Origin of the sequence: Lawsonibacter celer, assembly GCF_014281125.1 — a bacterium.
In the GTDB taxonomy this organism is placed as follows: Bacteria; Bacillota; Clostridia; order Oscillospirales; family Oscillospiraceae; genus Lawsonibacter_B; species Lawsonibacter_B celer.
Genome location: NZ_JACOEA010000003.1, coordinates 19,299 through 42,016 on the forward strand (window position 1 = coordinate 19,299; position 22,718 = coordinate 42,016).

Genomic DNA, 22,718 nt, shown 5'->3' on the forward strand with positions numbered 1-22,718 from the left:
TCTTACAGAATATCATCAATTCTCAGGAAAGGCAATCAAATAAACACCGTCACTTTTCACAAATATCTAAAAAATTTTTAGGCAGTAGAAAAATTTTTAAGGAAACCCCTTGACTTGTTGCAAACCCGTGCTATGATGGGTGCAGAACAAAGAAAATCGGAGGCGCAGCGCGATGAAAGAGGCGATCAAATGGGTGGCCAACACTATGCCGAAGAGCGAGGACCGACGTTTGTCCGTCATGTCCCTCTCCAGCGTGGCCAAGGCCCGCTTTTTCCACAGCACCTTCCCCCAGTATTCCATCACCCCGCTGGACCGGCTGGACGGTATGGCCCAATACCTGGGTCTGGCCGGGCTGTATGTGAAAAACGAGTCCTTCCGCTTCGGTCTGAACGCCTTCAAGGTATTGGGCGGCTCCTTCGCCATGGCCCAGTATATTGCCAAGGAGATGGGCCGGGACGTGTCTGAGATGACCTACGACTACCTGACCAGCGAGGCCTTCCGCAAGGAGTTCGGCCAGGCCACCTTCTTCACCGCCACCGACGGCAACCACGGCCGCGGCGTGGCGTGGGCGGCCAACAAGCTGGGCCAGAAAGCCGTGGTACATATGCCCAAGGGCAGCTCCAAGCCCCGGTACGACAACATCGCCAAGGAGGGCGCCGCCGTCACCATCGAGGAGGTCAACTACGATGACTGCGTCCGTATGGCCGCCGCCGAGGCCGCCCGGACCGAGCACGGTGTGATCGTCCAGGACACCGCCTGGGACGGCTACGAGGAGATCCCCTCCTGGATCATGCAGGGCTACGGCACCATGGCCAGTGAGGCCGCCGAGCAGCTCCGCCAGATCGGCGTCAACCGCCCTTCCCACGTGTTCGTGCAGGCGGGCGTGGGCTCCCTGGCCGGCGCGGTGGTGGGCTACTTCACCAACCTCTTCCCCAATGACCCGCCCAAATTCATCGTGATGGAGGCCCAGGCGGCTGACTGCCTCTACCGCAGCGCCCGGGCCGGGGACGGCAGCCCCCGCACCGTGGACGGCGATCTGCAGACCATTATGGCGGGCCTCGCCTGCGGCGAGCCCAACACCATCGCCTGGGACATTCTGCGCAACCATGTCAGCGCCTTTGTCTCCTGCCCCGACTGGGTGAGCGCCCGGGGCATGCGGATGCTGGGGGTCCCCGTGAAGGGCGACCCGGTGGTCATTTCCGGCGAGTCCGGCGCGGTTGGCATGGGTCTCATCGCTGCTCTGATGGAGACCGACGAATACAAGGATCTGCGGGATGCTGTCGGCCTGGATCGCTTCAGCCAGATTCTTATGTTTTCCACCGAGGGCAACACTGACCCGATGAAATTTCGTAAAGTTTTGTGGGATGGGGAATATCCCACCATATAAAAATGTGATAGAATAAGCGACGGACTGATTGAGGAGGATATTACAATGGATTTTGAACGGATCAAAGGCACCGCCGAGCGCTACCGAGGAGACATGAGCCGCTTTCTGCGGGAAATGATCTCCCACCCCAGCGAGAGCTGCGAGGAAAAAGAGGTCGTCATGTGCATCAAGGCCGAGATGGAACGTCTGGGCTATGACAAGGTGGAGATCGACGGCCTGGGCAATATCATCGGCTGGATGGGCGAGGGGGACAGGATCATCGCCATTGACTCCCATATCGACACCGTGGGGGTGGGCAACCGGGCCAACTGGACCGCCGACCCTTATCAGGGATGGGAGGACGAAGCCGTCATCTATGGCCGGGGCGGCTCCGACCAGGAGGGCGGCATGGCCTCCGCAGTCTACGGCGCCAAAATCATGAAGGATCTGGGCCTCATCCCCGAGGGCTACAGGATCATGGTGGTGGGCTCCGTGCAGGAAGAGGACTGCGACGGCATGTGCTGGCAGTACATCGTCAACAAGTATTTCCCCGCCAATGGCATCCGGAAGGAGCAGGTGGAATTCGTCATCTCCACCGAGCCCACCGACGGCGGCATCTACCGGGGCCACCGGGGCCGCATGGAGATCCGTGTGGACGTGAAGGGCGTCTCCTGCCACGGCTCCGCCCCCGAGCGCGGCGACAACGCCATCTACAAAATGGCCGACATCCTCCAGGACGTGCGCGCCCTGAACGAGAATCCCGCCGATGACAGCGTGGAGATCAAGGGTCTGGTGAAGATGCTGGATCCCAAGTACAACCCAGAGCACTATGAGGACGCCCGTTTCCTGGGGCGGGGCACCTGCACTACCTCCCAGATCTTCTACACCTCCCCCAGCCGCTGCGCCGTGGCCGACTCCTGCGCCATCTCCATCGACCGCCGCATGACCGCCGGCGAGACCTACAAATCCTGCCTGAAGGAGATCGAGGACCTGCCCAGCGTGAAGAAGTACGGGGACGATGTGAAGGTGTCCATGTATATGTACGACCGGCCCGCCTGGACCGGCGAGGTGTACGAGACCGAGTGCTACTTCCCCACCTGGATCAACAGGGAGTCCGCCGCTCACGTGCAGGCCCTGATCGACGCCCACCACGCCCTCTTCGGGGACGAGCGCCAGGGCTACAGCGACGCCGACTCCTACCGGGACGCCATGCACCTGCGCACCGGCCGCCCCCTGACCGACAAGTGGACCTTCTCCACCAACGGCGTGGCCATCCAGGGCCGCTACGGCATCCCCTGCGTGGGCTTCGGCCCCGGCGCCGAGAGCTGGGCCCACGCCCCCAACGAGATCACCTGGAAGGACGACCTGGTCCGCTGTGCCGCCCTGTACGCCGCGGTGCCCGGCCTGTACAAGAGCGAGAACAAGACCGCCGACGTGACCCAGTTCCGCGCTGAGCTGACCGACAACGATATTAAATAAAAAGGAGAACGCAGACCATGGACAAGACGCTGCAGATGTATATTGACAAGCTCAACAAGCTGAACTTCAAGGAGATGTATGAGGGCGACTTCTTCCTGACCTGGGAGAAGTCCGACGACGAGATCGAGGCCGTGTTCACCGTGGCCGACGCCCTGCGCTACATGCGGGAGAACAACATCTCCACCAAGATCTTCGAGTCCGGCCTGGGCATCTCCCTGTTCCGGGACAACTCCACCCGCACCCGCTTCTCCTTCGCCTCCGCCTGCAATCTGCTGGGCCTGGAGGTCCAGGACCTGGACGAGGGCAAGAGCCAGATCGCCCACGGCGAGACCGTCCGCGAGACTGCCAACATGATCTCCTTCATGGCCGACGTCATTGGCATCCGGGACGACATGTACATCGGCAAGGGCAACAGGTACATGCACGACGTGGTGGACGCTGTGACCCAGGGCCACAAGGACGGTGTGCTGGAGCAGAAGCCCACCCTGGTCAACCTGCAGTGCGACATTGACCACCCCACCCAGTGCATGGCCGATATGCTGCACATCATCCACCAGTTCGGCGGCGTGGAAAACCTGAAGGGCAAGAAGGTCGCCATGACCTGGGCCTACTCCCCCTCCTACGGCAAGCCCCTCTCCGTGCCCCAGGGCGTCATCGGCCTGATGACCCGCTTCGGCATGGACGTGGTGCTGGCCCACCCTGAGGGCTATGAGGTCATGCCCGAGGTGGAGGAGGTGGCCCGCGCCAACGCCGCAAAGTCCGGCGGCACCTTTACCAAGACCAACTCCATGGCCGAGGCCTTCCAGGACGCTGACATCGTCTATCCCAAGTCCTGGGCGCCCTTCGCCGCCATGGAGAAACGCACCGACCTGTATGGCAAGGGCGACAGCGAGGGCATCAAGGCCCTGGAGAAGGAGCTGCTGGCCCAGAACGCCGAGCACAAGGACTGGTGCTGCACCGAGGAGCTGATGAAGACCACCAGGGACGGCAAGGCCCTGTACCTGCACTGCCTGCCCGCCGACATCAACGGCGTGTCCTGCGTGGACGGCGAGGTGGAGGCCAGCGTGTTTGACCGCTACCGCGATCCCCTGTACAAGGAGGCCTCCTTCAAGCCCTACATCATCGCCGCCATGATCTTCCTGGCCAAGTGCAGGGATCCCCAGTCCGTTCTGAAGGCCCTGGAGGAGCGGGGCGAGAAGCGCCAATTTGCCAAATAACATACCCTTCCGTCTTTCGCGTGGGGCGCGACGATTCGCCGCGCCCCACATTTCTTTTCCCTTTCGCCTCACCTTTTGAATCCAGGAGGTATTTTTGATCAATGGGTAAACGAATTGTAATTGCCCTGGGCGGCAATGCCCTGGGGAACAATCTGCCGGAGCAGATGATTGCTGTGAAGCAAACCGCCCGCGCGATTGTGGATCTGATCCAGGAGGGCCATCAGGTCATCATCGCCCACGGCAACGGCCCCCAGGTAGGCATGATCCAGAAAGCCATGGCCGAGCTCACCCGCTCAGACCCGGACAAGTACATCCCCTGCCCCCTGTCGGTCTGCGTGGCCATGAGCCAGGGCTATATCGGCTATGACCTGCAGAACGGCCTGCGGGAGGAACTGCTGGACCGGGGCATCGCCAAGGGGGTGGCCACCGTGCTCACCCAAGTGGAGGTGGACCCCAACGATCCCGCCTTCGCCCACCCCTCCAAGCCCATCGGCGCCTTTATGACCCGCGAGGAGGCCGACAAGATGGTGGCCGAGCGCGGCTATGACGTGATTGAGGACGCCGGCCGTGGCTACCGCCGGGTGGTGGCCTCTCCCCGGCCCGTGTCCATTGTGGAGATAGAGTCCATCCGGGATATGGTGGAGGCCGGTCTGGTGGTGGTGGCCTGCGGTGGCGGCGGCATCCCGGTCTTCAAAACCGACGGCCATCACCTGAAGGGTGCGGCCGCTGTCATTGACAAGGACTTTGCCGCCGGTCTGCTGGCCCAGCAGGTGCAGGCCGACACCCTTATCATCCTCACCGCCGTGGAGAAGGTGGCCATCCGCTTCGGAAAGCCCGACGTGCAGTGGCTGGACAGCCTGACCCCCAAGCAGGCGGAGGGCTACATCGCCGCCGGGGAGTTTGCCCCCGGCTCCATGCTGCCCAAGGTGCAGGCGGCGGTGGAATTTGCCCGTTCCGCGCCCGGCCGCACCGCGCTCATCACCCTGCTGGAAAAGGCCAAGGACGGCGTGCAGGGCAAAACTGGCACCCTGATCCGCCAATAAGCAGAGAGCGCCCGACGCAATGCGTTGGGCGCTCTCTGCTTCAGCACAGCGTGTGCTCCTTTTGGAAATAGGCCCTGGTCTCCCGCGCTACCACGCCGGAGAGGGCAAGAAGAGCAATGATATTGGGAAACGCCATCAGTCCGTTGACAATATCCGCAATGGTCCACACCGCCTTAACGGTCAGGTAGGGCCCTACAAACACAGCCGCAATATACACCCAGCGGTACGCCTTCACCAGGCCCATCCTCCCGCCGCTGAGATACTCCAGGCAGCGCTCCGAATAGTAATCCCAGCCCAGAATTGTGGTAAAGGCGAAGAACACCAGGCAGAGCATCAGCAGAAAGGCGCTCACCTGACTGGGAAATGGCAGCGCCGTCTGGAAGGCATACATGGTAATGGCCGCGCCCTCCAGGCCCAGGGCGGGCTCCCATGCGCCGGTAATCACAATGGCTAGGCCTGTCATGGTGCAGATGATGATGGTATCAATAAAGGTGCCTGTCATGGTCACCAGCCCCTGCCGTACCGGCTCCTTAGTCTGTGCGGCGGCCGCTGCGATGGGGGCGGAGCCCAGTCCCGCCTCGTTGGAGAAAATGCCCCTGGCCATTCCCTTTTGAATGGCGTCCTTAATGGTGATGCCCACAATTCCACCGGCCACCGCCTGGGGATGAACCGCCCCGCAGACAATTTGGTACACAGCGCCCGGAATACGGGGCAGGTTAAGCAGGAGAATCAAAACGCCGCAGGCCACGTATATCACGGCCATAAAGGGCACCACCACCTCGGACACCTTGGATATGCGCTGAATGCCGCCGATGACGACCAGCGCCACAAAAAAGGTGACGGCGAGCCCCGCGATCACGGTGGTCACGGTAATCGGAACAGCGCTCTCGCCAGAACCGATGGTAAACACCACATAGGCCCGTTCGGGGTCGAAAAAGTTCTGCACCGCAGAGGCAATTCCGTTGACCTGCGTGATAGTGCCGATGCCCATTAGGCCTACCAGCACGCCGAACAGGGCAAAGAGTTTGGCCAGCCATTTCCAGCTTCGCCCCATCCCCTTCTCAATGTAATAGAAGGGCCCGCCCAGCACATGGCCGTCCGGCTCAATGGTCCGGTATCGAATGGCCAGCAGGCCTTCGGCATACTTGGTTGCCATGCCGAAAAATGCGGCCAGCTCCATCCACAGCAGCGCCCCCGGCCCGCCGGAGGCAATGGCGGAGGCTACGCCCACAATATTGCCCGTTCCGATGGTGGCGGACAGGGCAGTGCACAGGGCGCCGAAGGAAGTCACTTCGCCGCGACCTCCCTCTTCATTTTTTACCATAAAGCGCAGGGCCTTGCCCAGGTGTCTCACCTGCAGCAGACCGGTGCGTATGGTCAGCCATACGCCGCAGGCCAGGATCAGCACAATCAGGGGCACGCCCCACACCATGTCGTCCACTTTGACTAGAAATTCTGTAATCATTCGCTGCTCTTCCTCTCCATAGCGCGGTTTCACAGGGTGGCTCAACAGACAAAAGCGGACGCAGCCTTAGGCTGCGTCCGCTTTTTGCAATAGGACAAAAACTCCCCTCCGCCCGCCGCTTCCTTTGGGGGAGTGAAATCAAAAACCCTGTCCTTTTGCCTGAGAGATTGCTTTCGCTTGCACCTTCGGCCCCCGCGCAGTACGCGGGCTTCTCCAGAGCGCCATCCATCCACAGTCTTTCTGCCTGAGAGCGTTACACCTTCGGCGGGCCGCATGGGCCGCTTTCCTGCGGATATCGTCTGGCGTAATTCAATTGTCTGTTCAGCTTCCCTGCTGTACGGACTATTATACGCAGACAGCGTACAAAATGCAAGTGTTTTTTCCAGAGGAAGTCCCGTCCGGATTTTCTCAGCACTCTCCTGCCAAGTGAAACCGGCCCCTGGGAAAGATAATGGAGACCTGGGTCCCCTCCCCTTCCCGGGAGGCAATCTCCAGTCCCAGGCCCAGCTGGGTGCACAGCTTTTTGCACAGATAGAGGCCCAGGCCGGTGGAGCGGGTGGACAGCCGCCGGCCGTTTGCTCCGGTAAAGCCCTTGTCCCACACCCGGGGCAGGTCGGCGGCGGGGATGCCCACGCCGTTGTCCTCCACCGTCAGGACAACGGATTGCTCCTCCAGGCGCTGAACAAACGCCAATGTGGGCGGCCGGTCGCCGCGATACTTCATCGCGTTGGACACCAGCTGCCCCAGAATAAATTGCACCCACTTCTTGTCCGAATACACCACCGCGTCCAGCCCGGACAGGTCGATCCGAAAGCCCGCCTCAATGAGGGGGCGGGCATACTGCTTCACAGTATCGGCCGCCGCATCCCGCACCGGCATGGCCCGCACCAGGTAGTCCCGGTCCACCGCACCGCTGCGGGCGTAGTAGAGCGCCTGCTCCACATAGCGGTCGATCTGGAACAGGTCCTCCTCCAACCGGGCGGACAGGGGACCGGGCCGGTTCTCCAGGGCCAGCCGGGCGGAGGCGATGGGGAGCTTGACCTCATGGACCCAGGCTTCGATAAACTCCCGGTATTCCCCCATGTCCCGCCGGGCCTCGGCCACCGCGTCGTTCATCGCCTTGGCTGTGACCGCCAGGGCGTCGCAGAAGAGCGCCCCCTCTAAAAAGCCGGGCCGCTCCAGCAGCTCGGGCAGCAGATACTTCTCTCCCAGATGTTCCAGCACCTCGTCCACTTGCCGGTAAAAGGCCCGCCGGCGCAGATATTCCGCCGCCAAAGGCCCCAGGCCGCATACCAGGAGCACCAGGCACAAAAAGGCCACCGCCCCGGCTGGCGCGCCCAGGACAGCCGCCAGAGCCGCGGCAAATCCGGTCCCCAGCGCCGTCCCCAGCAGCTGGGGCAGTCGGTCCCGGCAGAAGCGTCCCCAGCTCACAACTGGTACCCCTGCCCCCGGCGGACCGTGAGCACCCCGACACACCCCAGCCGCTCCAGCTTCCGACGCAGGCGGGCCACGTTGACGGTAAGGGTATTGTCGTCCACAAACTCGTCTGACTGCCAAAGGGCATCCATCAGCTCGCTGCGGGTGACAATACGCCCCGGATTCTTAAGCATCACCTGGAGCAGACGGGCCTCGTTTCGGGTGAGCTCCTCTTCCCCACCCTTGGCCTGCACGACGCTCCGGCCCAGATCCAGAGTGATGCCCTTGGCCGACAGGGTGGGGTTGGGGGCGGATGGATAGGCCCGCTGCAGCAGGCGGGTAATACGTGCCAGGAGGATCTGCGTATGATAGGGCTTGGTCAGAAAATCGTCCGCCCCCAGGTTCATGCTCATCAGCTCATCCAGCTCAGCGGCCCGGCTGGTAACCACGATGATCGGCACATCGCTGCGCCGGCGCAGCTCCCGGCAGACATGGTAACCATCGTATCGCGGCAGGTTCAGATCCAGCAGCACCAGATGCGCGCCGGAGGCCAGCACCTGCCCGGCCACATCTTCGTAGTCGTCGGTGGTAGTCCAGGCATACCCGTACCGGGTCAGCAGGGTGCCCAGCTCTTCCCGCAACCCCTGGTCGTCTTCCACCAGAAAAACGGTATGTGCCATGCGATCCCCTCCTTTCCCTCTATCATAACAGAAAAAGGCGGCTCGTCCAAGTATCCGGACGAGCCGCCTTCCCTTTTTTCCGATACAGGCGGACTATGTCTCCGCAGCCTTCCGCTCCTCTTCGGCCGCCAGCCCCATCAGATGGAGGATTTTTGAAAAATAGCGGCCCCCTTCCTTCTCTAAGTCAAAGGTGTTCTTGTACATGCACCAGTCATAGATCAGCCCCCGGGCCGAGCGCATGAGCAGCTCCACCATCTCCTTGGAGTCCTCTCCCTTTGGAAACTCGCCGCTGACTTTCCCCCGCTCCACACAGTCCTCCAGGATGCGGTAAACCACCCGGTCGTTGTTGTTGAGAATCCGCACCGCGTCGGGAGAGGTAATCTGGTTTGCGTAGATAATCTGCAGGGGGACCATTCCTACAATATTTGCGCAGTAATCACACATGGCGCTGATTAAAATCAGCACTCGTTCCGAGGCGGAGGCACGCTCCTCCACCGCCTGAAAGACCTGCTCATAATGCGTATCAATCATCCGGAAATGCTCCAAAAAAACCGATTCCTTTGAGGGGAAATAGGCATAAAAGGTGCCCTTGGAAAAGCCCGCCTCCCGGGTAATCTCTTCCACGGTAACGGTATTGTAGCCGTGCTGCGCAAACATCATCAGTGCCGTCCAAAACAGTTTGTTTTTGGTCTCCTGCGCGTTAAGCGCCCTCTGGGACAGTTTTCTCTTTGCAGCCGCCATAGTTACCTCCAAACGCAACTATTTCTGGTTTATGCGTATCATATCACATCTTCTCGCCGCAAATCAACTTCAAAAGAAACATTTTAGGCAACAAAATCTCCTCTTTGTCCCTTTCATTGCGGCCTTCGGCTGGCCGTACCCACACACCGGCTGCAAAAAGAGGTTCCAGCCCCATAAGGGCTGGAACCTCTTTTACCCCTGCTCCAGCAGCAGGCGGTACACTGCGTCCTGCACGTAGTCAAGCTCTTCAAAGGTGGTAAACGGTCCGACCGAAAAGCGCACCGCGCCCTGGGGAAAGGTCCCAAGCGTTCTGTGGGCCATGGGGGCACAGTGAAGGCCGCAGCGGGTCTGCACGCCGTATTCCCGTTCCAGCCGGAAAGCCAACTCTCCGTTATCTCCGTTGAGCCAGTCCACCGAGACCACGCCGGTACGGCGGGCCGGGTCGCGCGCGCCCAGTACCCGTAGGCCGTCCTCCTCCAGCTCCATCAGCCGGGCCCACAGGTGGCCGGCCAGCCTGTGTTCCCGCCGGCGAATCGCCTCCCCTTCCCGATCCAGGTACTCCAGGGCGGCGCCCAGGCCATAGATGCCTGGCAGGTTCAGGGTGCCCGCCTCCAGGCGGTCGGGCAGCAGGGCGGGCATGTCCAGGGAATCGGACGCGCTCCCTGTGCCGCCGGACACCAGAGGCTCCAGCTGCCCGGCCAGAGCCTCGCGCACCACCAGGCCGCCGATTCCCTGGGGGCCCAGCAGGCCCTTGTGCCCGGGGAAGGCAAGGGCGTCAATACCCATTTTCTCCATGTCCACCGACACCGCGCCCAGGGTCTGGGCCGCGTCCACCAGCAGGAGAGCCCCCCGCTCCCGGCAGAGCCGGCCCACCGGCTCCAGCGGCTGTATGGTGCCCGCCACGTTTGAGGCATGGGCAAGCACCACCGCCCGCACACCGGGGACGATGAGGCGCTCCGCCTCCTCCAGCTGGAGGGCCCCTTCATTGTCACAGGGCAGAAAGTCCACCGCCACCCCCTGCCGCTCCAGCTGCCTCAGCGGACGCATGACCGCGTTGTGCTCCACCTGGGAGGTCAGCACCCGATCCCCCGGTCTGAGCAGCCCTTTGAGCAGGAAATTGAGGGAATAGGTGGCCCCCGGCGTAAAGCCGACGCAGCGCGGGCCAGGGCCGCCCACCAGGGCGTTGAGCCTCTCCCGCACCTCCAGCACCCGGCCGGCGGCATCATAGGCCTGGGGATACCCTCCCCGGGCGATGTTGCAGCCCACGCGCTCGATATAATCCGCCATGGCCCTTCCCACACCGGGCGCCTTGGGAAAGGAGGTGGCGGCGTTGTCCAGATAGACGCTTGACATAAAAGACACCTTCTTAAAGCTCCGTCTCCACCGGCAGTCGGATCCGGTAGCGATCCGCTCCAAACTGGGGCAGCAGGCGGGAGAGCGCCCCGGCGGAAACCGCGCTGTCATCCATGGTAATCATGGCCAGGCTGCGCTTGGCATCGGTGGCCTCCAAAATAGTCTGTGCCAGCCCCGCCGCGCTGCGGCCGCTGCTGGAGACCTCCACATTGGGCGTCCACAGCGCCCAGCCCTGTTCCTCCAGGCCCAGCCCGGACAGGCCCTGCCCGCTCTCCTCCGCCATCAGGATATGGGGCCGCAGATGGGCGATGCGGGAGAGCAGCCGCTCCCCCTCCGCCAGATACTCCCCTGCCGTCTGCTCCTCCACATATGAGGGCACCAGCAGTCCCACCGTATGACCGCTGCCCACAATGCGGCGGATCTGATCGTCGTGCTCCGCCAGGTCCTCCGTCCGGAAGCAGAACAGGGCGTGTACGCCGTATTGTTCCAGCGTGTCCAGCACCGTGTCCAGGCTCTCCCCCGTGCCGCACCGGAAGGACAGATAAAGCCGCACATCCCGTTTGTCCGGCTCCTCCGATCCTGCGGGGCTGGTGGGCGATACACTGGGCGATGGGGACGGGCTGGGGCTAGCGGGTGTGACCACCGGGGCCGGGGTCAGGCTGCGGACGTACTCGTTGTACCGCTGTTTCATCAGGCTGGTGGCCGCGTCCACAAAGCGCTCGGTGCTCAGCACGGCCTGACTGCTGGTGACGCGCACCAGAGTGCCGTAGGGGGTCGCGGTATAAGACGCCTTGAGGCCAAAGAAGCTGCATACCCCGCTGACGGGCACATAGACCTTGCCGTTGCGCAGGATCGCCCTCAGGTTTCGGCTGACGCCGCTGCCGTCGGTACAGGTGCCCGCGTTGACGTCAAAGGTCAGCAGCCCACTCAGGCTGTAGATGGTGAGGGTGTGCGCCGTATCGGTCTTCCACTGGCCGTAGGACACGCCCAGGTTGACCCCGGTGACATCCCGGTCAAAGACGGTATAGGGCACATAATAGCTGCCGCCCACCAGGGCGGGCATGGTTTCGCTGTTCAGATCCAGGAGCTTGTCGTTCACTGCGGTCTGATAGACAACCACCTCATCCGCCGATGCCGCCACGCCGGGCAGCAGCAGTCCCGCCACCAGCGCCACGGCGCACAGCAGGGCAAGGATTCGCCTGTGCTTCATTTCATCACCCTCCCTTTCGTCTTTTCACAGTGCTTCCGCTTCAGACGAGGGTATTGTATCACGAAACAACTGCCCGGTAAAGGGGCGGAATCCACCCCTTGCGCCGGGGGCGCGGGCCATTGTATAATCAGTTTAATGGGATTTTAACAAAGGCTAAATGCCCTTTTGACGGCAGGCGGCTATACTGAAAAAAGAAAAGAAGGGCGGTGATGGAATGCAGATCACACAGGAGCAGGTGGAGCGGCTGCGGGCGCGCACCGGTCTGTCCTATGAGCGTGCCCGCGCGCTGCTGGAGCAGGCCGGCGGCGACCTTCTGGAGGCATTGATCCTGCTGGAGCGGCAGGGCGGGACCGGGCAGGCGGCCGGCAGCTTCTACTCCACCCGGCCGGACAGCGGGGCGGAGGCTCCGCCCGCTTCGGCGGCCTCCGGCGGCCTGCAGAAGACCCGGGAGAGCCGCCCCGGCTTCTGGGACTGGCTGACCCAGCTTCTGGACGCCGTGTGGGATCTCCTGCGCCACAGCGTGGTAAACCGCCTTGAGATCTGGCGCAGGGGGGAGATGATGAGCTCCATGCCGGTGCTCATTCTCGTCCTGCTGGTGATCGTGGCCTTCTGGCTGACTGCCGCGCTGCTTCTGTTCGGCCTGCTGTTTGGCTGCACCTACCGTTTTTCCGGCCCCGACCTGAACCGCGACGTTCTCCGGCAGGCATCCTCGGCGGTCCACCGCGCTGTGGATCGCCTTTGCCGGGAGGTGCACCGCGCCGTCGAAAAGGGAAAAAATAAAAAGCATTAGGAGGCCTGCCCTTATGGATACTAAAATTCTTCTGGTGGAAGACGAGGAAAAGCTGGCCCGCATGGTGGAGCTGGAGCTGCAGTACGAGGGCTATCAGGTGGAAAAGGCCTTTGACGGCCGCAGCGGGCTGGAAAAGGCCCTGGGCGGAGGCTTTGACCTGATCCTGTTGGACATTATGCTCCCCGCCCTCTCCGGCATGGAGGTGCTGCGCCGCCTGCGGAAGGAGAGCCAGGTGCCGGTGATTATGCTCACCGCCCGGGACACGGTGGTGGACAAGGTGTCCGGCCTGGACTCTGGGGCGGACGACTATATTACCAAGCCCTTCGCCATTGAAGAACTTCTGGCCCGCATCCGGGCCGCCCTGCGCAAGCGGCCGGGCCAGGAGGGTCCCGGCCAGGGCGTGCTCACCGCCGGGGTGCTGAGCATGGACACCCAGCGGCATGAGGTGAGTGTCTCCGGCGAGAGCGTGGAGCTCACTCGCCGGGAGTTTGACCTGCTTCGCTATCTGCTGGAGAACAAGGAAAAGGTCATCTCCCGGGAGTCCCTGCTGGACCATGTGTGGGGCTTTGACTTTGTGGGAGAGACCAACGCGGTGGACGTGTACATCCGTTTTCTGCGTGCCAAGATTGATGAGCGCTTCGGCGTTAAGCTGATCCACACCGTGCGCGGCGTTGGCTATGTCATTCGGGAGGAGTGAGCGTATGAAATCAATTTCCGCCATTGTCTACACCAGCAATACAGGCTATACCCAGCGCTACGCCGCCATGCTGGGGCGCGCAGCCGGACTGCCTGTCCACCGCCTGGGCGACGCCGCTCTGCCCCGGGGCACGGCGGTCGTTTACCTGGGCTGGCTGTGCGCCGGTGGGATCAAGGGTCTGAAAAAAGCCCGCAGCCACTACAACGTGCAGGCGGTGTGCGCGGTGGGAATGGCCCCTGCCTCGCCGGAGTATGCCTCCAAGCTCTCCGGGCAGAACCGTCTGAAGGGCGCGCCCCTTTTCTACCTGCAGGGCGGCTACTCGCCCGCCCGGCTGACCGGCATATACAGGCCCATGATGGCCCTCATGGGAAAAGTGGTCTCGAGAGCCCCCGCAGAGTCGGAGCGCGAGCGGGCCATGCAGGAGGCCTTTTCCAAGGGCGGGGACTGGGTAAGCGAGGCTCAGCTCGCCCCCGTGCTGGAGTGGCTGCAGGTATGACGTGAAGCGGCCCGCAAAGGCGGGCCGCTGGTACCGCGCGGGCACAGGCCGCAAGGAGGGATACGATGTCTCAACCAAACAACCACCCGCCCGGCCGCATCAAATCCTCCATCGTGGCCCGGCTGAACACCCAGCTTTTCTTTCGCCTGCTGGGCATCTATTTCTGCACCGATCTGCTGCTCACCCTGCTGTTCTGGGGCGGCGTATTCCTCTGGTCAGAGGGCCGGGCGGCAGAGATCTGCCAGCTGGTGGCCGACCGGGGCGTGCCAACGGCAGAGGCCACGGAGTGGATGACGGCGGGCGACTATGTGGTCTCCGCAGGCCCCGCAGGGGAGGAGGCCGGTCTCGCTCTGCCCGATTGGCTGCCCGCCCCGGCGGAGACCGACCAAGCGCGCCGCTGGTTTCATCCGGGTGATCTGGATCTATTTTTTCTGGTCACGTTCCGTACAGGGGGCTCCACCGAATATACGTTGGAGCTGCCCAATCAGGGCGAGCCATATACCATTCGTCTGGACCTGTCCGCCCAGGCCGCCTTTTTTGTGTACGCCTCCCGTATTCTGGTGGTCTGCCAGGTCATCAGCCTGATCTCCAATTTATTTAAAAACGCCGGGGCGATCCGTAAGGTACTCCGCCCCATTCAGGATCTGGCGGCCGCAGCCGCGCAGCTCAATCAGATGGAGCACATGTCCCCGGAGGAGCTGAAGATCCTGGCGGGCAAGCTGGATCAGATCAACGCCACCCATCTGGACCAGCGCATCTCCGTGCCGGGCACGCAGAAGGAGCTGCAGGCCCTGGCCGCGGCCATCAACGCCATGCTGGACCGCATCAACGAGGCCTATCGTTCCCAGATGCGCTTTGTCTCCGACGCCAGCCATGAACTGCGCACCCCCATTGCGGTCATTCAGGGATACGCCAATCTGCTCAACCGCTGGGGGAAGGACGACCCAGCCACCCGTCAGGAGGCCATCGACGCCATCCGGCAGGAGGCCGACTCCATGAAGGAACTGGTGGAGCAGCTTCTCTTCCTGGCCCGGGGGGACAACGACTCCATGCAGATCGACATGCGGGACCTGGACCTGACTCAGATTGCCGCCGAGGTCCTGCGGGAGACCGAGATGATCGACCAAACCCACGCCTTTGCCGCACGGTGGGACGGCGCGGTCTGGGTCTATGCGGACGACGGACTGATGAAGCAGGCTCTGCGCGTGCTTGTGGACAACGCCATCAAATACAGCCCCTCCGGTGGGCGCATCACGCTCTCCGCAGAGATTCTGGGCGGACGAGCCCACCTGTCGGTACAGGACGAGGGCCAGGGCATTGCCCCGGAGAGCCTGCCCCACATCTTTGACCGCTTTTACCGCACAGATGAGAGCCGGGCCCGGGAGACCGGCGGCACCGGCCTGGGGCTGGCCATTGCCAAGTGGATTGTGGAACGCCATGGGGGCTGGTTTGAGGTGCGCTCCTTCGTAGGAGTGGGCACCCGCATGACCATCGTCCTCCCTCTGGCTCCGGCGGCCGCGGCACACATACAGGAGGACTCGCCCTCCGTCTGAGTTTCAGTCGGGCAAAAATTTTGCTTTCCCGCGGAACTTTTTCCTTCCTCCCTCCGTCAAAAGCAGCAGTAACCCCCCAAAACAGAAAAAGGAGTACTGCTATGACTCGTCATTTTCTCGCCCTGGCCCTGGCCGGGACGCTGGCCCTAAGCCTGCTGGCTGGCTGCTCCGGCGGCAATTCCGAGCCCGCACCTGAGACCTCCACCCCGCCCGCCACGGAGTCTGTCACCCCCTCGCTGCCCGGCTCCACCGAAACCCCCGCCCCAGGCGTTGAAGAGACCGACACGCCTGACGACACCCCCGCCCCGGAGGAGAGCGATGTGCCGGATACCACAACGCCTGCACAGAAGCCTTCCCCCACTCCCTCCGCCCAGCCCTCCCAGACGCCGGCGCCCAAGCCCACCCCCGCGCCCTCCGCAAAGCCCACTCCCGCGCCGACGCCCACCCCTCAGTCCAATGTGGTTCAGTCCGTCTGGAATGAGATCTCCGCTCTGGACATCCCGTCCCTGTCCGACGTGGACGCTGATACCTTCTCCACCCTGTATGGCATTGACACCGGCGACCTGACCAGATTTGTCTGCAAGATGCCTATGATGAATGTCCAGGCCACCGAGTTCTTCATTGCCGAGGTAAAGGAAGGCAAGATGGATGCGGTCAAGGCCGGGGTTGAGGCCCGCCAGGCCGACCTGGAGGAGCAGTGGAGCCAGTATCTCCCTGAGCAATTAGAATTAGTGCAGAACTATAAGCTGGTCACTAACGGCAATTACATCCTTTTTGCCATCTCCGACCAGGCAGACAAAGCGGTCGAACTCTTTAACAGATATACAAAATAAGGCGAATCGGGTATAATACCGTAGCAGGACGCCCGGCGGGTGTGCCCCGCCGGGCGCCTTTCTGACTGCGAAACAAGAAGAAGGTGACTTTTTGGTTTTTTCCAGCCTGTATTTTCTATTTTTGTATCTCCCCATTGTATTAATTGCATACTATATTACTCCTCTCAAATGGCGCAACCTTGTGCTTCTGGTATTTAACCTGATCTTTTATGCCTGGGGCGAACCAGTTTACATCCTCATCATGTTTGTCTCGATCGGCATTGACTATACGCACGGCATGCTGGTGGACCGCTGCAAGCGCAGCGGAAATGACAGGGGCGCCCGGATGGCAGTGGCCTCGTCGGTGATTTTTAATCTGGCGCTTCTGTTTTTCTTCAAGTACTGGGACTTTATTGCGGGCAGTCTAGCCGCTGTCGGCCTGAACATCATGCCCAAGCTGGGGCTGAGCCTGCCCATCGGCATCTCCTTTTACACCTTTCAGACCATGAGCTATACCATCGACGTATACCGGGGGGATGCCAGAGTACAGAAAAATATCGTCAATTTTGGCACCTTTGTGACCCTGTTTCCCCAGTTGATCGCGGGTCCTATCATCAAGTACAAGGACCTGGACGAACAGATTGACTTCCGTACCCATTCCCCGGAGCAGTTTGCCTCCGGGGTGCAGGTATTTGTGGTGGGCCTGGCCAAGAAAGTGCTGCTGGCCAACAATCTGGGGATGTTGTGGGACGCCTACAAGGCCCTCCCGGTGGAACAGCTCACCACCGCCGGTGCGTGGCTGGGGGTGGCGGCGTTCTCCCTGCAGCTCTATTTTGACTTCTCCGGCTACTCGGATATGGCCGTTGGCCTGGGCCGCATGCTCGGCTTTGAGTTTATGCGCAACTTTGACTACCCCTATATCGCCAAATCCATCACGGAATTCTGGCGTCGCTGGCATATCTCTCTGGGCACCTGGTTCCGGGAGTATATGTATATCCCCCTGGGCGGCAACCGAGTGAGCAAGCCCCGTCTCTTCTTTAATCTGCTGCTGGTCTGGGCTGCCACCGGCATCTGGCACGGGGCCAGCTGGAATTTTCTCCTCTGGGGCCTCTATTTCGCCGCCCTTCTGATTCTGGAAAAGGCCTTTCTGCTCAAAGCCCTGCAGAAGCTGCCCGCCCTTCTCCAGCACCTGTATACCCTCTTTCTGGTGGTGGTCAGCTGGGCCATCTTCGCAGTGGAGGACTTCGGCCACATGGGCGGCTATCTGAAGGCCATGTTCGGAATGGCCGGCGGCGGGGCCGCAAACGATAACTTTCTGTATTATCTTCTTTCCTATCTCCCCATGCTTATCATCTCCTGCGTGGCCTGCACCCCCCTGGCCGCCAGATTGTGGAGGCGCCTGCCGGAGCGGTCCATGCGGCTGATCCTGCCCGTTTTACTGCTGGCCGGGCTGATTTTCTCCACCGCCTATCTGGTAGACGCCACCTACAATCCCTTCCTCTATTTTCGTTTTTAAGGAGGTCCAACTATGAGCAAACGCTACTGCATCTTCATTACCGCCCTGTTCTGCGCCTTTATCGGGGTATTCCTGGTGGCCAACGCCGTCTCCCCGGATCGGGAATTTTCCCAGATGGAAAATCGGACGCTGGCTCAACTCCCCGTGCCGTCTGTGAAAACCCTGGTCAACGGCAGCTTTATGTCTGACTTTGAGACCTATGTCACCGACCAGTTTGTGGGCCGGGACGGCTGGATCGCACTCAAGTCCTCCACCGAGCGCGCCCTGGGCAAGAAGGAAAACAACAACGTCTATTTTTGTGACCAGGATACCCTCATCACCAGATTTGACGAGCCAGACGGGACCAAGGTGACTAATAACCTGAATTATGTGAACAAGTTTGTGGAAAATGTGGATATCCCGGTGTACTTCTCCCTGATCCCGACCCAGGCCTGCATCTGGGCCGACCGTCTGCCCGCCGGTGCCCCCAACGCCGACCAGACCGCGATTCTGGAGCAGGCGGCGGGCGCAACCGCCGCCCAGTGGTATGACTCCTATTCCTCCCTGTTCGCCCACAAGGATGAGGATATCTTCTACCGGACCGACCACCATTGGACGAGCCTAGGCGCCTATTACGGCTATACCGCCCTGTGCCAGGCCATGGGGCTCACCCCCGTCCCCCTGGAGCAGTACGACAAGACCACCGTCAGCGAGTCCTTCTACGGAACGGTGTTCTCCTCCTCCGGCGTGCGCTGGGTGCGCCCCGACCGCATCGACACCTATGTGCCCGAGGACGGGATCACCGTGGTCTCCCACACCTATGACGCCAAGGGCAATCCGGTGGAGGAGCCCCGGCAGCTCTATGACGAGTCCTATCTGACGGTCAAGGACCAGTACTCCATGTTCCTGGGGGGCAACCAATCCTTGGGCGTGGTGACCAATACCAATAACCCGGACGCGCCCAAGCTTCTCATCATCCGGGACTCCTACGCGGATTCCTTGGTACCCTTCCTCACCCCCCACTTCTCCGAGATTCATCTGATCGACCTGCGCTACTACAAGCTCTCGGTCTCTGAGTATGTCCAGCGCAACGGCATTGACGAGGCCCTGGTGCTCTACAGCGTGCCCAACTTTACCTCCGACTCCAACCTGGTATGGCTGAAGTGACCGGAATACAAAAGGCCCCGCCCGTATGGGCGGGGCTTCCAATCCGGAATTGTAGGGAGGCAGCAGGATGAAGCAGGACGAGTTCTTTATGAAAGAGGCCATCCGCCTCTCCCGGGAGGCGGCGCGCCACGGAAACGAACCTTTCGGCGCGGTGCTGGTCAGGGACGGCCAGATTGTCCACACAAATGAAAATCAGATTTACAGCCGGCACGATTTTACCGCTCATGCAGAGCTGGGATTGATCCAAGCCTTCTGTGCGGAGACGGGCGTCACCGATCTGCATGAATACACTTTATATTCCAGCTGCGAGCCCTGCTTTATGTGCAGCGGCGCCATGGTATGGGCCAGGCTGGGCCGGCTGGTCTACGGCGCAAGCGATCTGGAGCTGTGTAGCCTCCTCTCCTCCAGAGGCAGCCCATGCAGCAGAATCGTATTTGAGCATTCCCATTACAGTCCCCAGGTCACCCCCGGCGTGCTGCGGGCGGAGAGCCTGGAGGTCCTCAGGGAGTATTTTTCCGCCCATGGGAAGCACTGATCGGAGCATCCATAGAACCCAAAAAAGCTTCGGGGCTGAGAACCGCTCAGTCCCGAAGCTTTTTTGCTTTTATGCGCCCCCTAGCGGGCAAAGGGGCTTTCTGTCTCAGCCCGCCCGTCCGGGTGCGGCGCGGCCGGACGCCTTCTTCAGGATCAGCAGAACTGCCGCCATCAGCACCACGCCGATGGCCAGGTTTACAAACACATTCTGGATAAATCCGGCAAACAGATAGGACACAAAGCACACTGCCGCCACGGTAAGCACATAGGGGAGCTGTGTGGCCACATGGTCCAAATGGCTGCACTGGGCACCGGTGGAGGACATAATTGTGGTGTCGGAAATGGGGGAGCAGTGGTCGCCCATGACCGCCCCCGCCATGCACGCGGAGATCCCGATGACCTGGATGGTGGAGCCGTTGGGGAACACCTCCACAATGATGGGGATGAGGATGCCGAAGGTCCCCCAGGATGTGCCGGTGGCAAAGGCCAGGCCGCAGGCAATGAGGAAAATAATGGCGGGCAGGAAGCTGCTCAGCCCTCTGGCATAGGTGTAGATGAAGCCGGCGACAAAGTCGGCCGCACCCAGGGAGCTGGTGATGCCGCTGATCGTCCAGGCAAAGGTCAGGATCAGGATGGCTGGCACCATGGCCTTGAAGCCCGCCGGCACAGAATCCGCAAAGGACTCAAAGGAGATATTGCGCCGGATCAGTACAAAGTAGACAAAGGCGAACAGAATGGCGACAAAGCCCCCGTACATCAGTCCGCTGGTGGCCGAGCAGTTGGCGAAGGACTGCACCAGGTCCATATAATACTCGCTGGCTGGATCAAAGAAGCCGCCGGTATAGATCAGCCCCAGAATACAGGCCGCGATCAGCACCACCACCGGCAGAATCAGGTCCATCACCCTGCCCCGGGAGGAGACCTCCTCCTCCTCTGAGTCCGCATAGGGCCGCTCAGGCGTGGTGTACAGGTCATCTTTATACCGTGCGTTGTACTCAAAGGTACGCATGGGGCCGAAGTCAATGTTGAGGGCCGAGATCAATACCACGGTGAGCAAGGTCAGCAGGGCATAATAGTTGAAGGGGATGGCCCGGATAAACAGAGCCAGGCCGTCGGTGCCCTCCACCATGCCGGCCACTGCGGCTGCCCAGGAGCTGATGGGCGCGATGATGCACACAGGCGCGGCCGTGGAGTCAATGATATAGGCCAGCTTGGCCCGGGAGATCTGATGGGCATCGGTGACAGGCCGCATCACGTTTCCCACGGTCAGGCAGTTGAAGTAGTCGTCCACAAAGATGACACAGCCCAGCAAGAAGGTGGACAGCTGCGCCCCCCGGCGGGTCTTGATGGCCTTTCTGGCCCACTCGCCATAGGCACGGGAGCCTCCGGACTTGTTCATCAGTGCCACAATGATCCCCAGGATCACCAGGAAAATGACAATGCCCAGGTTATCGCTCACCTTCCCGATCATGGTGTCAAACAGATGGACCGTGGCGTCCACCGGCTGCCCCAGGCCGTAATAGAGCGCGCCCACGGCGCAGCCAAAGAACAGGGAAACATATACTTCCTTGGTAATCAGCGCCAGGCCGATGGCCAAAATGGGCGGCAGCAGTGCCCAGGCCGTCCCCACCAGCCCCAGCGCCTCGCCGGTGGCGGGGTCCACATTGCCGCGGCCCCAGGAGATTCCCGCCGCGAGCAGGGCCACTGCGGCGATCAGAAATACGCCCAGCACGATCCGTGTGAGCTTACTCTTTTTCTTCGCTTTCATTTCTTCCTCCCATTTTTCTTTCTGGAACAGACACACATTCGGTCGAAACCTGTTCTAGTATAATATATTCGGGAGAAAAGCTCAACACTTTATTCCGCAGTGCCCCTTTTACGGCATATGGAACAGAAAGCCCTCCCGCTCGAGGGCCTGGATCACTCTGCGGCAGGCCGCCTCGTCCGGCGTGCGGATCGTATGCAGATGAACCCCGCCGGTCAAATTGGACAGGGGCTTGGCTCTGTTTTCGGCCACCCGGCGGATAAACTGCGCCACGTCGGACCGGCTGCGGACGTGCAGCGCGCCAGTGAGCTGGCCATAGACCGGGTGCTCCACCACCACGTCCACCGCCTCGCCGCCCGCGTCCACAATGGCGTTGAGCTCCCGCTCCATATCCTCCGGGGCGTGGACGCAGGCCACGGTGCGCTCCACCATACCCCGCTTCCGGTTGACTAGATAGCCCCGGGGCGTGGCGGAGATATCCGCCCCCGCCGCCCGCAGCAGCGCCACGTCTCCCACAATGATCTGTCTGCTCACGGAGAACTTTGCCGCCAAAGCCGAGGCGCTCACCGGCCCCTGCGCCGCCTCCAGCAGGCGGGCCACCGCCGCCCTGCGCTCCGCCGCGCTCAATGCCTGCATATCCATTCCTCCCATTTCCCTTGTATTCACTAAGCTATTGTACCATATGTGCGCACAATTTGCCTTGCTTTTTTCCCTCTGACAAGGTAAAATTTTTTAACAGCAGCGTTTCTTTTATCATTGGCACAGAAAGGGGCATGTCCGCCATGACGCGCGCAGAGGCTTTTGAATTTTTGGACCGCACCGCCCGTGGGATCGCCGAGATGTTCGGCTCCTCCTGTGAGACACTGGTCCACGACATGGAGGACCCCCGGCACCCGATTCTGTCCATCTACAACGGACATGTCTCCGGCCGTGAGGTGGGCTCCACCATGGACATCCTGGGCACGGCCCGGGAGCTGGACGAGAACGCCCTGGTCACCGACTTTGTGAATCTCTACGCCACCACCCCCTCCGGTCAGCAGATCAAAAGCAGCACCTTCCATCTGATCGGCGAGGCGTACAACCTGGCCTTGGGCATCAACTTTGACTACACCTCCCTGGTGTATGCCAACCGCATCCTGGTGGACCTGATGAGCGCGGAGGCCGACCTGCAGAGCGCCATGTGGCAGGGCGGCGGGGAGCAACTGCTCGCCGAGCTTTTCGACAAATGCCTGGCCGCTGTGGGCAAGCCGGTGGCCAGCCTGAACAAGCGGGACCGGCTGAAGATCATCGCCCTGTTGGACCAGAACAGTGCATTTTCCTACCGCAAATCTGTGCCCTTTGTGGCCAAGCGGCTGCAGGTCTCCCGGTACACCGTGTACAAGTACCTGGGTGAGCTGGAGCGTGGCGAGAAGGGCGACGAGGAACTGGAGTGACGTTTG

At 61.4% G+C, this 22,718-nt stretch carries 22 protein-coding genes and 2 riboswitches; of the genes, 13 read left to right on the forward strand and 9 right to left on the reverse strand.

Annotated features, from left to right (window positions below; all coding sequences use genetic code 11):
• Window positions 1-172 precede the first annotated feature (172 nt).
• From dpaL to arcC, 4 genes are all read left to right on the forward strand, one after another.
• Window positions 173-1,387 carry a diaminopropionate ammonia-lyase gene (dpaL, locus tag H9Q75_RS06710; protein WP_186565437.1) on the forward strand — a complete coding sequence of 405 codons (1,215 nt, stop codon included), beginning with the start codon at window positions 173-175 and terminating at the stop codon, window positions 1,385-1,387.
• A gap of 45 nt (window positions 1,388-1,432) precedes the next feature.
• Entirely contained in the window at window positions 1,433-2,845 is a 1,413-nt protein-coding gene (locus H9Q75_RS06715) for a YgeY family selenium metabolism-linked hydrolase (RefSeq protein ID WP_186565439.1), read from the forward strand.
• A 17-nt stretch (window positions 2,846-2,862) separates the two neighbouring features.
• On the forward strand, window positions 2,863-4,062 hold the full coding sequence (ygeW, locus tag H9Q75_RS06720; protein ID WP_186565441.1) for a knotted carbamoyltransferase YgeW: 1,200 nt from the start codon (window positions 2,863-2,865) through the stop codon (window positions 4,060-4,062).
• Window positions 4,063-4,163: 101 nt separating this feature from the next.
• Window positions 4,164-5,105 carry a carbamate kinase gene (arcC, locus tag H9Q75_RS06725; RefSeq protein ID WP_186565444.1) on the forward strand — a complete coding sequence of 314 codons (942 nt, stop codon included), beginning with the start codon at window positions 4,164-4,166 and terminating at the stop codon, window positions 5,103-5,105.
• Between the two features lie 40 nt (window positions 5,106-5,145).
• Here arcC and H9Q75_RS06730 read toward each other — a convergent pair whose 3' ends face one another.
• The 7 genes from H9Q75_RS06730 to H9Q75_RS06755 all read right to left on the reverse strand — a co-directional run bounded on the left by H9Q75_RS06730 (window position 5,146) and on the right by H9Q75_RS06755 (window position 11,970).
• The gene (locus tag H9Q75_RS06730) at window positions 5,146-6,570 is read right to left on the reverse strand and encodes an alanine/glycine:cation symporter family protein (protein WP_186565446.1); all 1,425 of its coding nucleotides are present in this window, start codon (window positions 6,568-6,570) and stop codon (window positions 5,146-5,148) included.
• Between the two features lie 145 nt (window positions 6,571-6,715).
• Window positions 6,716-6,789, reverse strand: a riboswitch (glycine riboswitch).
• A gap of 3 nt (window positions 6,790-6,792) precedes the next feature.
• Window positions 6,793-6,869, reverse strand: a riboswitch (glycine riboswitch).
• Window positions 6,870-6,978: 109 nt separating this feature from the next.
• Entirely contained in the window at window positions 6,979-8,001 is a 1,023-nt protein-coding gene (locus tag H9Q75_RS12870) for an ATP-binding protein (protein ID WP_186565448.1), read from the reverse strand.
• A complete protein-coding gene (locus H9Q75_RS06740; protein WP_186565450.1) occupies window positions 7,998-8,666 on the reverse strand; it encodes a response regulator transcription factor in 669 nt (222 codons plus the stop codon). The genes H9Q75_RS12870 and H9Q75_RS06740 overlap by 4 nt, the downstream gene beginning before the upstream one ends.
• Window positions 8,667-8,759: 93 nt before the next feature.
• The gene (locus H9Q75_RS06745) at window positions 8,760-9,407 is read right to left on the reverse strand and encodes a TetR/AcrR family transcriptional regulator (RefSeq protein WP_186565452.1); all 648 of its coding nucleotides are present in this window, start codon (window positions 9,405-9,407) and stop codon (window positions 8,760-8,762) included.
• A 43-nt stretch (window positions 9,408-9,450) separates the two neighbouring features.
• On the reverse strand, window positions 9,451-9,582 hold the full coding sequence (locus tag H9Q75_RS12775; RefSeq protein ID WP_279287650.1) for a hypothetical protein: 132 nt from the start codon (window positions 9,580-9,582) through the stop codon (window positions 9,451-9,453).
• 17 nt (window positions 9,583-9,599) lie between these two features.
• Window positions 9,600-10,760 carry an aminotransferase class V-fold PLP-dependent enzyme gene (locus H9Q75_RS06750; RefSeq protein WP_186565454.1) on the reverse strand — a complete coding sequence of 387 codons (1,161 nt, stop codon included), beginning with the start codon at window positions 10,758-10,760 and terminating at the stop codon, window positions 9,600-9,602.
• Between the two features lie 13 nt (window positions 10,761-10,773).
• Window positions 10,774-11,970, reverse strand: a complete 1,197-nt coding sequence (locus H9Q75_RS06755) for a polysaccharide deacetylase family protein (protein WP_186565456.1) — start codon at window positions 11,968-11,970, stop codon at window positions 10,774-10,776.
• A 214-nt stretch (window positions 11,971-12,184) separates the two neighbouring features.
• Between H9Q75_RS06755 and H9Q75_RS06760 the strand changes: the two genes are divergently transcribed.
• The 8 genes from H9Q75_RS06760 (at window position 12,185) to H9Q75_RS06795 (ending at window position 19,515) form a co-directional block, all read left to right on the forward strand.
• The gene (locus tag H9Q75_RS06760; protein WP_186565458.1) at window positions 12,185-12,760 is read left to right on the forward strand and encodes a UBA domain-containing protein; all 576 of its coding nucleotides are present in this window, start codon (window positions 12,185-12,187) and stop codon (window positions 12,758-12,760) included.
• 13 nt (window positions 12,761-12,773) lie between these two features.
• Entirely contained in the window at window positions 12,774-13,457 is a 684-nt protein-coding gene (locus H9Q75_RS06765) for a response regulator transcription factor (protein WP_186565460.1), read from the forward strand.
• A 4-nt stretch (window positions 13,458-13,461) separates the two neighbouring features.
• Window positions 13,462-13,953 (forward strand): hypothetical protein, encoded by a 492-nt coding sequence (locus tag H9Q75_RS06770; protein ID WP_186565462.1) that lies wholly within the window; start codon window positions 13,462-13,464, stop codon window positions 13,951-13,953.
• 65 nt (window positions 13,954-14,018) lie between these two features.
• Window positions 14,019-15,506, forward strand: a complete 1,488-nt coding sequence (locus H9Q75_RS06775; protein WP_186565464.1) for a sensor histidine kinase — start codon at window positions 14,019-14,021, stop codon at window positions 15,504-15,506.
• Window positions 15,507-15,607: 101 nt separating this feature from the next.
• A complete protein-coding gene (locus H9Q75_RS12780; RefSeq protein WP_186565466.1) occupies window positions 15,608-16,339 on the forward strand; it encodes a DUF4358 domain-containing protein in 732 nt (243 codons plus the stop codon).
• A 91-nt stretch (window positions 16,340-16,430) separates the two neighbouring features.
• Window positions 16,431-17,834, forward strand: coding sequence for an MBOAT family O-acyltransferase (locus H9Q75_RS06785; protein WP_186565469.1), 1,404 nt, complete (start codon window positions 16,431-16,433; stop codon window positions 17,832-17,834).
• 12 nt (window positions 17,835-17,846) lie between these two features.
• Window positions 17,847-18,980 carry a DHHW family protein gene (locus H9Q75_RS06790; RefSeq protein ID WP_186565471.1) on the forward strand — a complete coding sequence of 378 codons (1,134 nt, stop codon included), beginning with the start codon at window positions 17,847-17,849 and terminating at the stop codon, window positions 18,978-18,980.
• Window positions 18,981-19,047: 67 nt separating this feature from the next.
• Window positions 19,048-19,515, forward strand: coding sequence for a nucleoside deaminase (locus tag H9Q75_RS06795; protein ID WP_186565473.1), 468 nt, complete (start codon window positions 19,048-19,050; stop codon window positions 19,513-19,515).
• A gap of 105 nt (window positions 19,516-19,620) precedes the next feature.
• Here the strand turns inward: H9Q75_RS06795 and H9Q75_RS06800 are convergent, their stop codons facing one another.
• Together H9Q75_RS06800 and H9Q75_RS06805 are read right to left on the reverse strand one after the other, a co-directional pair.
• The gene (locus tag H9Q75_RS06800; RefSeq protein ID WP_186565475.1) at window positions 19,621-21,282 is read right to left on the reverse strand and encodes a Na+/H+ antiporter NhaC family protein; all 1,662 of its coding nucleotides are present in this window, start codon (window positions 21,280-21,282) and stop codon (window positions 19,621-19,623) included.
• A gap of 108 nt (window positions 21,283-21,390) precedes the next feature.
• On the reverse strand, window positions 21,391-21,915 hold the full coding sequence (locus H9Q75_RS06805) for a transcription repressor NadR (protein WP_186565477.1): 525 nt from the start codon (window positions 21,913-21,915) through the stop codon (window positions 21,391-21,393).
• A 146-nt stretch (window positions 21,916-22,061) separates the two neighbouring features.
• Between H9Q75_RS06805 and H9Q75_RS06810 the strand changes: the two genes are divergently transcribed.
• Window positions 22,062-22,712, forward strand: a complete 651-nt coding sequence (locus H9Q75_RS06810; protein WP_186565479.1) for a helix-turn-helix transcriptional regulator — start codon at window positions 22,062-22,064, stop codon at window positions 22,710-22,712.
• Window positions 22,713-22,718 lie beyond the last annotated feature (6 nt).